The organism is Acinetobacter sp. NIPH1876, from assembly GCF_022808535.1.
Taxonomy (GTDB): domain Bacteria; phylum Pseudomonadota; class Gammaproteobacteria; order Pseudomonadales; family Moraxellaceae; genus Acinetobacter; species Acinetobacter higginsii.
This window is the reverse complement of the sequence record NZ_JALGBR010000001.1, coordinates 178,897-192,095: the sequence shown is the minus strand read 5'-3', so window position 1 is coordinate 192,095 and position 13,199 is coordinate 178,897. Positions and strand designations below refer to the sequence as shown.

The following is a 13,199-nucleotide window of genomic DNA, read 5'->3' as shown; positions in this document are numbered from 1 at the left end:
CGAATTATGGGCTTCTATTTTGTAATCCTTAACAATTTTGTTTTATCATTCAATTTGAAGCAACAGACTCACCCTTCTAACTCCACTTTCCATACTTTAAGCTGCATAGTAAATTCAGGGTTATATACAATTAAAAAGCCCACTCAATGAGTGGGCTTCCCCTTAATTCTTTTTGCGCTGAATGAAGGTTATTGTTGTTTAGTTATTATCAAACAACAAGGCAAATATAGATAAAAGTGTGATGCAAATCAACAAATTTATACTTATTTTAAGAAAATTTTAAAGCTGAGCTACATAATGAGTGATTTTAGCTCAGTTTAGGCAAAACTTATTTCTTCTTGTTGAACTTGGCTATCAGCACAAGAGAAGCATTAGCTAATCATAAGCACTAGAGCTAAAAAGCCCACCTTTCGATGAGCATTTAAACGAACTGAATTTATTCTCCAACTGGAACTGATAATTTAAGCTGATTATTTTTTTGCTCTAAAGGCATATGATTTTTCTGGGTAATTTTTTGTTGATAATCTCGGTCTGATATGACGCCTCTATTTCGAGCCTTCTGCAGTGAATTTAATTGTTGCTCATATTCATACGCATTTAAAGCACGAGTATCATTGTTTTTTAGAAGATATTGAGATCGTTCAAATGGGCTCATATTAGATGTATTTGACCGAGTTTCATACATCTTCGCCGCATTTACATCACGCTGATTTAGACGATCTTGCTCTTGTTGCTTTGCTGACTCAAAAAAATCAACATGCTCACGACTTTTGATCTCATATTCAGGTATGTCATTTTTTAAGATTAAAAGTGATGGAGGCTTATTAAACAAATCATCAGCACTATACACAGAAACAGTCACAACTGAATTTATTAGAAATATTAATATTTTTTTCATTAAGTATACTCAATATAAAATAAATAAAGACAAGGATATATTTTATAATTTCTACACAATTCTTTCAAATTTAAACACTAAAGACCAACACATCAAGAATCTTGTCGGTAAGTAATTTTATCCATTCTATTGGTACAATACTTGTATTTCTCCTCTTTATTTTCAATACCGACCGTATGAACACATGAACAAAAAAGTAGTACTTTGTTATACTCAATGTTGCTTGGTACATCTACCCCATAACATTTACTGTCAATTTCGCTTAGTCGGGGCGCCATAATCCATTTACCTGAGTAAAAGGGATAGCCGAGTCCCCCTATAACAATAATGATCAAGATAAGGATAGCAAGGTTAGTTTTAATATATTTCAGCATTTTTCATATTCTTGTTAAAAAACTTAGCTTTCAATGGCGTTTAGATAATAAATCAAAAAATTAATTTAAAAAACCACATAAATATCAATCAATTATATTTAAATCTAAGACGCTTCGCAATCAAAAGATTAGAATTACTTCCAATGCAAGTCCTGTATTCACTATAATAGCCGTGCAGGAGCAAGGACTTCCCGATGGTTGTATTGATACTTCACAGGGTTCCTGCCGTTGGGTCAGTAATTTTACTCCCATTGACACAAGCGGTAATTAACAATTATTTAAATTGATTAAGATAAGCCCGTAGTCAATCGAAAGAACGAAGGACGCCACCCCAAAGGCTCACTATTTAGTGAGCCTTTATTTTTTAATCCGCGTTGACTCTTATTCATTCTAAATATTTTGAATAAAGCATTCACGATCCAATTTTTATGATTTCAAATCCATTTACAATCTTCATTGTTTATTCTGCAATTGAACAAAATACAACCCAGAATATCATGTACATTTTATTTTGTTAAAACATATATGGCAGCAATCAATATATAAATAAACCTTTAAAAAGAGCGAAATACTATAAAACAAGCAATTTAATGCACAATAAAAATCATCTTAATCATTTGTTTTATATAAAATTATAATAAAGCTCTTGATATATAAGGCTTTTCCATATTATAAGGATAAATTATGGAGTAAACTTACACTCGTACCATACAGTTTCATTGAAATTTCATTAATAAACCTTATATTGGTATATGCGTAGCGATCAAGCGCCATATGGATCTATTTCATACAGCATTGATTTATACTTTTTTGATTAGAGGAACACCTCATGAATAAGTTAATGGTTGCGGTTTTTGCTGGCTTAATTACCCTCACAGGTTTTAGTGTACAAGCTGCAACACCAGAACAAGAATGTAAAAAGTTACAGGATGACTCGAACCTGATCTATGCATCTAAAGGATTCTGTTTTAAAGACGCGGATGCTAAAGCGAAGTTTGGTAACGAAAATTGCCATACGACTAAGCCAAAGTTTTCTGATAAAGAACAACAACGTCTTGATGAAATCAAAGCTCGTCAAAAAGAGCTTAACTGCAAATAAGCAGCCAAATATCGTGTTTTAAACGCCCCAATTCACTCTCTGATCACGGAGAGTGAATGCTATTATTGAAAAAATAAGCCTATCTAAAGGATGAATCATGGCATACGATGACCAAAATATTTTTGCACGAATCCTTCGTGGTGAATTACCTGCAATCAAAATCTATGAAGATGATCAGGTTCTCGCGTTTATGGATATTATGCCCCAAGCAGATGGTCATGCTTTAGTGATTCCAAAGACACCAGCAGTTACCTTATTGGACCTCCCTGCCGATGCGGCTGCATATACCATCCAGATCGTGCAGAAAATTGCCAAAGCAATGGAAACTGCCTTAGATGCCAAAGGTATCGTACTTATGCAGCTTTCTGGTGCAGCAGCGGGACAAACTGTCCCTCATGTGCATTTCCATCTGATCCCTAGTTCAGTGCATGAACTTGGTCGCCATGCGGCAAAAATGGGTGATCAGGAAAAAATTACAGCACTCGCTGGAAAAATCAAAGCTGCACTTTAAGTTCTTATTTTTATAAAGACGGAGTTTTTACTCCGTTTTTTATTGTTTGCTAATTATATAAAAAATAATAAGAAATATAATTATTACTAAATATGAATCGTCATCAAACTGTCATTTTTCTTTCACTTCTCTGTCACAAAGTTTACCGATACTGCATACAAGTCAGTGAGCTATGTAACTTTATGTACATAAGCAAGCTCATAACAGTAACTAAGGCATCAGCCATTTACAAAAAGTGTTTTGGAGAAATCTCAATGAAAAAATTGCTTCTTGCTGCTACTGTAGCAACTTTAGCCATGAATGCAGCGCAAGCAGCACCAACATTGTATGGTAAGCTCAATGTGACTTTAGATCAAATTGATAAGAATGGCTTTAAAGACGAAAGCGTAACTAAAGTAAACTCAAACGCTTCTCGTATCGGGGTAAAAGGTGAAGAAAAGCTGACTGATAACCTTTCAGCAGTTTACTTAATTGAATGGCAAATCAGTGCAGATGGTGACGGTGATGTATTTAGTAACCGTAACCGTTATGTCGGTATTAAGTCAGATGGTATCGGTACTTTAAAAGTAGGCCAATATGACTCTTACTTTAAAACTGCTGCGGGTAACAACCAAGATATTTTCAACGATCACAACGAACTGGATATGACCGCTGTTTTGGCTGGTGAAGATCGTTTAAAAAACGTGATCGGTTTTGAAACTGATAAAAAATTACTTGGTGGCCTAGCATTCAACATCATGTTCCAACAAGGTGAAGAATCATCTACTGTATCGAACAATGCAAAAGGCCAAAAAGGCAGCCGTGATAGCTTTGGTGATGGTGTTTCAACCTCAATCACTTATGAAAACAAAGACTTCGGTTTAGCTGCAGCAGTTGCAGGTAACTTTGGTGTTGCATCTAAATACAATGCTTATAACAGCGAATTAGGTGGAAACATTTACTCTGATGCAATCCGTGTAACAGGTTCTTTAGACTTAACACCTGCAGGTGTTGATGGCCTAGTGTTTGGTGCATTATGGCAAACAACTCAACCAACTGATGACACAGTAATTACGACAAGCGGTACTCCAGCTGTTGTAACGTCTTATAAAGGCTTGCAAGAAGATGCTTACGGCGTAACTGCTGCATACGTAATTCCATCAACGCCAATTAAGTTAAAAGCAGAATATATCTCTGCAACAACTGAAGTAAATGGTCGTGATGATCGTAAACAAGACCTTTATGGTGTAGGCGCTGATTACCAAATCAATAAACAAACACGTTTCTACGGTGTTGTAGGTCAACAAAAACGTGATTGGTTAGTGAAAGATGATAAGAAAACAACCATCGGTTTAGGTATGGAATATAACTTCTAATTTGAAGCTACCTCCTATCTTATAAGAAAAAGGGCGATCTTGATCAGCCCTTTTTCTTTTGTATTACACTCACAATACTTTGATATTTCCTAACTCGGGAGCTCCCATCAAAAAAAGCCTTTGATAATTTTACGGAAACTCTGAATAACAGGATCTTTAGTTCTGCCTCGTCTAAAAATAAGCGAAAATGGTGCTGTATAACCAAATGTTGCTGGAAGTAGCACTTTTAAGCGTTGTTGTTCCACCCAATATTGAGCAAAATGCTCTGGCAAATAACCAATATATTGCCCTGATAAAATAAGTACCAATTGTGCTTCCATCGAATCAACTGTAGCAAAAGAATGCTTAAATCCTTGTTTGGCCAATTCGGTATGACTCCAATAACCACGACTGACCATTTTTTCACGTCGAATAATTTCTGCCGTTAGACCTTGCTGTTTATATAAGGGGTGCGTATCACTACAAAATAACCATTGCTGTTCTTTGTGCAAAGCTTGATACATCACGCCATTCATTTTCAGAAAAAAAGATCCAATCGCAACATCAAAACGATTTTCCAAAATCCCCATCTGCAACTCATAGGGAGATTGCACCTGCAATTTAATATAAACATTTGGATTCTGTTCTGAAAACTGTTGGATGATTTGATCTAAAGGGATATTTCGATCTGTCACCATGGAATCCAGCATCCCTATTTTAATGGTACCTGTCAGTTCGCCCTTGATCTGTGCAGTGTGCCTAGAAAAATTTTCTAACTCATTCAGTATGCGCTTGGCTTCCTGAAAAAACATTTCACCTTTTTGAGTGATTGCAAAACCACCACGTCCACGTTCACATAACTTGAAACCGACCATATGTTCCAATTGATTCATATAGGTACTAATGGCCGAGGTTGATAGGTTGAGCTCTTGCTGTGCATTGGCAAACCCTTGATTCTTTACAATACTGACAAAAATTCGAACTAACTTGATATCCATATGCGTCATGGCTTTTATCTCAATTTTCCCTCTGCCTCACTTCATCTTAAAACATTCTTGTAAAACTTAGTTTAGAAAAATCAAAACTAAGTTTTTAAAAAATAGGATTTAACCCTGTTCCGAGCTGATCAATAAATAAGAAAAAGGAGAAGCAAATGAACAAGCGCTTAAATCAACCGCTCGGTGGCAACGAAATGCCGCGTTTTGGTGGCATTGCCTCAATGTTACGCCTACCAGTTGTCGATAATGATGCAGGTTTGGCCGAACTGGATGCGGCTTTTATTGGGATCCCTCTAGATATTGGTACATCTTTGCGCTCAGGCACGCGTTTTGGCCCGCGGCAAATTCGTGCCGAATCGGTCATGATTCGCCCATATAACATGGCAACTGGCGCAGCACCATTTGATTCACTCAATGTGGCTGATATTGGTGATGTCCCGATCAACACCTTTAATTTGACAGAAGCGGTACGCATTATTGAAGAACATTATGATCGCGTACTGGCCCATCCGATTATTCCGCTCACGATTGGTGGTGATCACACGCTGACTCTTCCAATCCTACGTGCGATCCATAAAAAACATGGGCCTGTTGGTTTAGTTCATATCGATGCGCATGCAGACGTCAATGATGAGATGTTTGGTGAAAAAGTCGCACATGGCACCACCTTTCGACGTGCTGCTGAAGAAGGACTACTTGATTGTCAACGCGTTGTGCAAATTGGTTTACGGGCTCAAGGCTATAGTGCAGATGACTTCAATTGGAGTCGACGACAAGGCTTTCGGGTCGTTCAAGCTGAAGAATGCTGGCATAAATCGCTCGCTCCCTTAATGGAGGAAGTGAGAGCGCAAGTTGCTGGCGGGCCTGTGTATTTATCCTTTGATATCGATGGGATTGATCCTGCTTGGGCGCCAGGTACAGGAACACCAGAGATTGGTGGTTTGACCACCATTCAAGCCATGGAAATTATCCGCGGCTGTCAGGGCCTAGATCTGATTGGCTGTGATTTGGTTGAAGTCTCACCGCCTTATGACACGACAGGCAATACCTCATTGCTTAGCGCGAATCTGCTGTATGAAATGTTGTGCGTCCTCCCAGGAGTGAAAATACGTAAATAACATCCCACGATAAAACAAGAAAAATACATGGATAAAAATAGGTCGAGATGGAATGAAAAAAGATCAATCAAAACGGGCTGCCGCCGCGGCCTTCGTTGGAACAACAATCGAGTTTTATGACTTCTATGTTTATGCCACAGCTGCAGCTCTCGTGCTCGGCTTGGTATTTTTCCCTGAAACCGATCCTGTAACAGGGACATTAGCGGCTTTTGCAACCTTTGCTGTCGGTTTTATTGCCAGACCAATCGCTGCCGTTATTTTCGGGCATTTAGGCGATAAATTAGGTCGCAAAAAAATGTTGTTATTTACCATGCTGCTGATGGGACTGGCCACCACTGGGATTGGCTTGATTCCCAGCTATGCGCATATTGGGATTTGGGCCCCTGTTCTTCTCATCGTACTACGCTTTTTGCAAGGCTTGTCAGTCGGTGGTGAATGGGGTGGCGCAGTACTCATGGCCAGCGAACATGCTCCTGCCCATAAAAAAACTTTTTTCGCCTCTTTTGCCCAAATGGGCAGCCCAGCGGGTCTGATTCTGTGCCTTTTAGTCTTTAAAGGTATTACGTCTTTGGATGAACAAGCCTTACTGAGTTGGGGCTGGCGTATACCCTTTTTACTCAGCTTTGTATTTATGCTTATTGGCCTAGCCATCCGTCTAGGCGTAGAAGAATCCCCTGAATTTAAACAGATGCAAGCCAAACAAGAAATAGCCAAATACCCAGTAAAAGAGTTGCTTAAAAACTATTGGCCTCAAGTGGTTTTTGCTGGGCTGGCGATTACCATTGGGACAGCGGGTTTCTTTTTCACCAATACCTTCATGATTAGCTATGTCACCCAATATATGGGGATCAGCCGCCCCACGATTTTAGATGCTTTGTTTTGGGTCACCCTATTTGAATTTTTAGCCATGCCAATTGCGGCTTGGTATGCCAGTAAAGTCGGGACACATCGTTTTCTGTTCTGGGCTGCAATCCTCTGTATCGCCATTCCATATCCAATGTTTATGCTGGTGAGTACCCAAAATATCTATTACATCGTGTTGGGGATTACGCTTGCGGTCATTGCGCTGTCTTCTTTATATGCCGTTGTCGCTGGCTTTATGGCGGAAGCTTTTCCTACACATGTCCGTTATTCAGGGATTTCCATTTCCTATCAAATGATTGCGGCAATCACCAGTGGAACCACCCCCATCATTGGCACTTTTTTGGCTCAACATTATGCAGGCCAATGGTTACCTTTGGCGTTCTTATTTAGTTTTCTCTCGCTGCTGTCCCTCATTGGCATTTGTGGCATTACCCGATTAAGACAAAAGCAACTTTCTCAGGAACAGGCTGAACAAAAGCACGTCAGCCCCAAACAAGCCGCTTAATGGATGAGCAAACAAGCAAACCTGAACTTGATAAATGGATATTAAGAGTAGCGCATTATGCATAGAGATCGTTCTAAACAGATTACAACAATCGAAAGTTATGGTATCGAAGAAATACCTGCACATGCCCGTACAGCAAGCCCTTTTGATCTATTTCGTTTAAGTTTTGGTGGTGCTAATACCTTTTCGACCTGTGTCTTAGGTAGCTTCCCGATTGTCTTTGGTCTTTCTTTTCAAGCTGGATTCTGGGCAATCTTGTGTGGGGTTATCTTGGGGGCCTGTATCTTAGCGCCAATGGGAATTTTTGGTGCACGTACGGGAACCAACAACGCCGTGGCTTCTGGCGCTCATTTTGGTGTACATGGCAGAGTTGTCGGCTCATTTTTATCCTTACTTACCGCCATCGCATTTTTTTCGCTCTCCGTGTGGAGTTCTGGCGATGCACTGATTGGTGCAACCCAACGTCTATTTGACAGTTCTTATCAAAGTAACTGGCTATATGGATTGGTTTATAGTGGCTTTGCCTTATTGGTACTTACGATTTGTATCTATGGCTTTCGCTTTATGCTACTGGTGAACCGAGTGGCCGTGATTGCATCAAGTCTATTATTCTTTTTAGGTCTGTTTGCTTTTTCCAAGCAATTTGATTCAACTTACGCAGGACAAATTCAACTCGGACAAGCTGGATTTTGGGCAGCTTTCACAGGTGCAGCCTTGATTGCATTCAGTAACCCAATTTCCTTTGGTACTTTCCTTGGTGGCTGGTCGCGCTATATTCCGAAAGAAACAGCCTCCCATAAAATCATGGTAGCCGTATTTGCTTCACAGCTTGCAACCTTAATTCCCTTTCTGTTTGGTCTAGTCACCGCCAGCATTGTTGCTCGCAGTGCTCCCGTGTTTATTGAACAAAATAATTACATCGCAGGACTAATTCAAATTGCGCCAGCTTGGTACTTTATTCCATTGTGTTTAATTGCACTGATTGGTGGTTTATCTACTGGAACTACAGCCTTGTACGGTACGGGTTTGGACATGTCGAGTCTTTTTCCAAAATCACTCACACGTGTTAAAGCCACGATCTGGGTTGGCCTATTGTCCATCCTGTTTATTTTTCTAGGTCGTTTTGCAGCGAATCTGACTCAAAGCGTCATGACTTTTGCCACTCTAATAGTGGTGTGTACCAGTCCTTGGATCATCATTATGATTATCGGATTTATCACACGGAAAGGTTACTATAAAAATGATGATTTACAGGTGTTTGCAAATGGCCTAAAGGGTGGCATTTACTGGTTTCATCATGGTTGGAATTGGCGTGGCATCATCGCATGGATACCCAGTGCGCTTATCGGTTTATGCTTTGTTCATTTACCAGATCAGTTCATTGGTATTTGGGGACATTTATTCAACGGTCTTGATCTGAGTTTACCGATCAGTATTACACTCGCAGCACTGCTTTATATTTCACTGCTCAAACTGTTCCCTGAACCAAGTACTGTATACAAAGCAACATCTAGGGCGAAAAAGACCAAGCAGCAATGTAATAGATCATTGCTGTCAGAATCGCAATGATGTAGATATATAACTTAGAAAAAAGCCTGCTCAAGAGAACAGGCTTTTTCGCATCGGATTTTTTACTTTTTAAGGAAGCCACTCACCAAATTCAAAACTTGCTGAATATCTTGGTTGGCTTCTTGTGGATTGGTACTGCTACCTTGCGGTGTTAAAGAATCAATCACTTGCGGTAAAACTGAAGCAATTGCACCATAAATCGCTTGTTTCGGTGCTTGAGTTTGTTGTGCAACTTGTTCTACATCTTGGTCATCAAATAAACTTTGAATATTTTGCTCTGGCACATCTTGTGCATTTTGTTGCTGTGGATCTACCCAGCTTTGCACTTGATTCGATAAACCGGCATTTTTTAGTTTATCCAATGCACCTTGTAAACCGCCTTGTTTTTGAATCCAAGCTAACACCAATGGTAAAACTGCAATCAATAAAGTTTGTGCGGTATTACCACCAGTTGCATTACTTTGGGTTGAAGTATTTCCACCACCCAATTGTCCTAAAACTGAACCCAAAATACCACCCAAGCCACCTTGCTGGCTTTGGGTATTTTGCTGTTGCCCACCAAGTTGACCTAAAACAGAACCTAAAATTCCACCTAAACCACCCGCTTGGCCTGATTGTTGCTGACCGCCTAAAGCTTGCTTTGCTAAAATTTCAACAATGTTGGTTAAATCAGTCATGACTTAAACTTTCCTTTGGAATTATTTATCCAAAAAGCATACGCTGCTTTGAAAGCACAAAACAAAGTTAAATTGTTAAATTTTGCAAGAACTTGCAACTCTTTCCAGCCTGATTATTTTACCAGCGGAATTTATTCCAATTCTCAGGATTCGCCCAGAACTTGGAGTTAAACCAGTCAGGTACATGCTTATAAGTCAAAATATTAAATTGCCATAAAGCAAAATCACTGCCGTGTGTGGTTTTATCAATCAATTGAGTAAAGCCAAGCGAACGCAATAATTTTTCATCGCCCAGTTTACTGACCACGACAATTCGTTTGGCCATCAGGTCACGTAACTTCACCAACAGCTGTGATTTTTGCGTTTCGGTGATGTTTTGCATTTCTTCTGTATCAAATAATACAAAACCTAAATCATAACGCTGCGTAAATGGCAGACTTAAAAAGTCAGTTACGCTAAAATAATGCCATTGAATTGAAGCATTTTGGTCAATCTGCTGACCTATACAAAGTGCAGTATGAATGGGCTGTTCTTGAGATAAATCGTCTAGCATAGAAGTGATGACATTTTGTTCAGCCATAACTGCAACCCTTGATTGAAAAGATGAGAGTTTATTAATGGAACTACAAGGCATTTGTCATAAAATGCATGCAGCGCTCAAAACGCATAGTGTAACTGATCAATCAACAAGCAAGGCAAATGTTGAATATAAATTTATATTAGATCGTTCAGAAACTGACCTTCCTTTTGTTTTAGGTCAAGAAATTGAGATCGAATGGACTGGCAATATCTTTTGTACCTCTTGTGGCGCAAAAACACCGAAGTCTTATTCGCAGGGTCATTGTTTTAAATGTTTTAAAACCAAGGCCGAATGTGACCTGTGCATCATGAAACCTGAAACCTGCCATTATCACTTGGGAACCTGTCGTGAAGACCAGTTCGCACATGATGTTTGTTTCCAGCCACATATTGTGTATTTAGCCAACTCAAGTGCCTTAAAGATCGGGATTACCCGTATCGTCAATATGCCAACCCGTTGGTTAGATCAAGGGGCAACGCAAGCTTTACCGATTATGAAAGTCGGTTCACGTCGTTTGTCTGGGCATTTGGAAACGTTAATTGGTACACAAATCGCAGATAAAACCGACTGGCGCAAATTGCTGAAAGGTGAAGCTGAACCTTTAAATCTGCTTGAACAACGTGATCAAATTCTTGAAGAATTCGCTCCGAAAATTCAAAGCATCCGTGAAGAATTCAATCAGAACCTTGAATTTAACGAAAGCTTGGAATTCTTGGAAGATGAAACGCCACGTGAATTTATTTATCCCGTTGAACATTATCCTGAAAAGATTAAATCACTGAATTTGGATAAAACCCCAAAAATTCGCGGTGTGTTGCAAGGAATCAAAGGCCAATACTTATTATTCGATATTGGTGTGATCAATATCCGTAAATATACAGGTTACGAACTAATCCTTCGTGCCTGAAGCATATGCATAAAAAAGGTGGCTTAATCGCCACCTTTTTTATTTAGCCTGCATTTAAACAATTGAGAATCGCTTGTACTGGATCTTCGGTATTACCCGAGATCAACTGTTTATGCATGCTCAAATGTTGCATCATTTGAATATGCGCCGTTTCATGATCCATTAATTTTTCGATTTCAGTGGCTAAATGCTGAGGCGTTGCATCGGCCTGAATCAGTTCCTCAATTACTTTCTTGCCTGCAATGATATTCGGCAATGAGTAGTATGGAATTTTGACCATGAATTTCGCAATCAGATAGGTCAGCCAGTTCAATTTATAAAAAGTCACCATTGGACGGTGCAGTAACATTGCTTCAAGAGTCGCGGTACCAGAAGCCAAAGCCACAATATCACTGGCATTCATCACCATACGGCCAATTTTTGACTCGGCATCGCTATTTTCCAGAACATGAATTTTAGATTTCAGGCTGGTATCTAGATTTTGAATGCCCTTTTCAATCTGATGCTTGCGTGCATCATTAATTGCAGGGATTAAAAACTCCAGATCAGGATGCTTCCGATGAAGAATTTCAGCAGCACCCGTGAGCAGTGGTAACAATCGTTCAATTTCACCACGGCGACTTCCTGGTAATAAAGCAATATGGGTTTTATGCGCAGACAAGCCTAATTGATGCTTGGCTTCAGTAATTGGATTTTTTAACGGCAGTTGCTTTGCCAATGGATGCCCAACAAAGGCAGCGGCAACCTCATAATTTTCATAAAAGGTTTTTTCAAATGGAAATAAACATAGAACCAAATCGATACTGCGTTTAATGCCATGAACACGACCTTGACGCCATGCCCATACCGATGGGCTGACATATTGCACGGTTTTTATCGGTAACTGTTTTTCTTTAATAGTTTTAGAGAGGCGTAAATTAAAATCGGGTGCATCAATACCAATAAAGATATCAACGGGATGCTCTGTCCAGCGTTCAACTAAACCGTCACGCACAGCAAACAGTTTTTTTAAATCTTTAAGGACTTCAACAATTCCCATCACTGAAAGAATTTCCATCGGATAATAACTGTGAAATCCTTCAGCAATCATTTGTGGACCACCAATCCCTTCAAATTCAGCATCGATGCCTTGTTCGCGAAAACTGCGCATGAGTTTCACTCCTAGAGTATCTCCAGAAACTTCTCCCACCACGATACCAATTTTTAGTTTTTGCTTTAACAAGACCCACGCCCCACAGAAATGTTTAAATGATTCTAACAGAATGATTTTACATCGAATCACCCTATACCGCGCAAATTGTTCATGATTGGTGAACATTAGTTCTGATCTAAGATGACATTTATTATTCAAAATACAATCTAGATTTACGATGAATGAAGAATTGATTGAGATTCCGCTAAGATTTAATATAAACAAGAATCATTTCCATATGTGATTCATTTCCCCCTTCTTTCGCTTCAAGACCCTTTATGGCTAAATCTGCATCTATTTCGCTTGTCTATCGACTGAGCATTTTTTATCGCTTTGTGCTGAGTTTTGTTGTTGGCTATGTGTGCATGATGTATTTGAGCCTTGGACTCGGTTCATTGTTTAGCCATCTATTAGACAAGGCAGAGGCAATCTATCTTGCGGCATTTATTTCAATTCTATTTTATCTAGCCTTTATCATTTTGAGTTTTTGCGCACATTCACTGTGGAAACTCAGCTTGACTAGTCTGGTTTTGACAGGCGCTTTGTTTGGCTTATCTGTGGGTTTAAATTAAA

General features: G+C 39.4%; 14 protein-coding genes. 8 read left to right on the top strand and 6 right to left on the bottom strand.

What is annotated here, in order from left to right:
• Nucleotides 1-436 precede the first annotated feature (436 nt).
• On the bottom strand, nucleotides 437-898 hold the full coding sequence (locus MN869_RS00895) for a hypothetical protein (protein ID WP_033134483.1): 462 nt from the start codon (nucleotides 896-898) through the stop codon (nucleotides 437-439).
• Between the two features lie 92 nt (nucleotides 899-990).
• Nucleotides 991-1,272 carry a hypothetical protein gene (locus tag MN869_RS00890; protein ID WP_005203515.1) on the bottom strand — a complete coding sequence of 94 codons (282 nt, stop codon included), beginning with the start codon at nucleotides 1,270-1,272 and terminating at the stop codon, nucleotides 991-993.
• Between the two features lie 829 nt (nucleotides 1,273-2,101).
• Between MN869_RS00890 and MN869_RS00885 the strand changes: the two genes are divergently transcribed.
• The 3 genes from MN869_RS00885 to MN869_RS00875 all read left to right on the top strand — a co-directional run bounded on the left by MN869_RS00885 (nucleotide 2,102) and on the right by MN869_RS00875 (nucleotide 4,237).
• Nucleotides 2,102-2,371, top strand: coding sequence for a YARHG domain-containing protein (locus MN869_RS00885; RefSeq protein ID WP_004807247.1), 270 nt, complete (start codon nucleotides 2,102-2,104; stop codon nucleotides 2,369-2,371).
• Nucleotides 2,372-2,468: 97 nt separating this feature from the next.
• Nucleotides 2,469-2,882 (top strand): HIT family protein, encoded by a 414-nt coding sequence (locus MN869_RS00880; protein WP_005203514.1) that lies wholly within the window; start codon nucleotides 2,469-2,471, stop codon nucleotides 2,880-2,882.
• Between the two features lie 254 nt (nucleotides 2,883-3,136).
• Nucleotides 3,137-4,237: a porin gene (locus tag MN869_RS00875; RefSeq protein WP_005203512.1), complete on the top strand. Its 1,101-nt coding sequence runs from the start codon at nucleotides 3,137-3,139 to the stop codon at nucleotides 4,235-4,237.
• 107 nt (nucleotides 4,238-4,344) lie between these two features.
• Here the strand turns inward: MN869_RS00875 and MN869_RS00870 are convergent, their stop codons facing one another.
• A complete protein-coding gene (locus tag MN869_RS00870) occupies nucleotides 4,345-5,223 on the bottom strand; it encodes a LysR family transcriptional regulator (protein ID WP_004807253.1) in 879 nt (292 codons plus the stop codon).
• A 146-nt stretch (nucleotides 5,224-5,369) separates the two neighbouring features.
• Between MN869_RS00870 and speB the strand changes: the two genes are divergently transcribed.
• Genes speB through MN869_RS00855 form a run of 3 tightly spaced genes read left to right on the top strand, consistent with a single transcriptional unit; the run spans nucleotide 5,370 to nucleotide 9,270 of the window.
• Entirely contained in the window at nucleotides 5,370-6,332 is a 963-nt protein-coding gene (speB, locus tag MN869_RS00865) for an agmatinase (RefSeq protein ID WP_033133105.1), read from the top strand.
• Between the two features lie 52 nt (nucleotides 6,333-6,384).
• Nucleotides 6,385-7,701 (top strand): MFS transporter, encoded by a 1,317-nt coding sequence (locus tag MN869_RS00860; RefSeq protein WP_033133104.1) that lies wholly within the window; start codon nucleotides 6,385-6,387, stop codon nucleotides 7,699-7,701.
• 57 nt (nucleotides 7,702-7,758) lie between these two features.
• Nucleotides 7,759-9,270, top strand: coding sequence for a cytosine permease (locus MN869_RS00855; protein ID WP_033133103.1), 1,512 nt, complete (start codon nucleotides 7,759-7,761; stop codon nucleotides 9,268-9,270).
• 62 nt (nucleotides 9,271-9,332) lie between these two features.
• Here the strand turns inward: MN869_RS00855 and MN869_RS00850 are convergent, their stop codons facing one another.
• Nucleotides 9,333-9,947: a YidB family protein gene (locus MN869_RS00850; RefSeq protein ID WP_004653391.1), complete on the bottom strand. Its 615-nt coding sequence runs from the start codon at nucleotides 9,945-9,947 to the stop codon at nucleotides 9,333-9,335.
• Between the two features lie 118 nt (nucleotides 9,948-10,065).
• Nucleotides 10,066-10,527, bottom strand: coding sequence for a DUF6231 family protein (locus MN869_RS00845; protein ID WP_016540206.1), 462 nt, complete (start codon nucleotides 10,525-10,527; stop codon nucleotides 10,066-10,068).
• Between the two features lie 37 nt (nucleotides 10,528-10,564).
• Here MN869_RS00845 and MN869_RS00840 point away from each other — a divergent pair, with 37 nt between their 5' ends.
• Nucleotides 10,565-11,434 (top strand): DUF2797 domain-containing protein, encoded by an 870-nt coding sequence (locus MN869_RS00840; protein WP_004653389.1) that lies wholly within the window; start codon nucleotides 10,565-10,567, stop codon nucleotides 11,432-11,434.
• Nucleotides 11,435-11,477: 43 nt separating this feature from the next.
• Here MN869_RS00840 and lpxB read toward each other — a convergent pair whose 3' ends face one another.
• Entirely contained in the window at nucleotides 11,478-12,656 is a 1,179-nt protein-coding gene (gene lpxB / locus MN869_RS00835; protein WP_162180563.1) for a lipid-A-disaccharide synthase, read from the bottom strand.
• Between the two features lie 248 nt (nucleotides 12,657-12,904).
• Between lpxB and MN869_RS00830 the strand changes: the two genes are divergently transcribed.
• A complete protein-coding gene (locus tag MN869_RS00830; RefSeq protein WP_033133101.1) occupies nucleotides 12,905-13,198 on the top strand; it encodes a hypothetical protein in 294 nt (97 codons plus the stop codon).
• Nucleotide 13,199 lies beyond the last annotated feature (1 nt).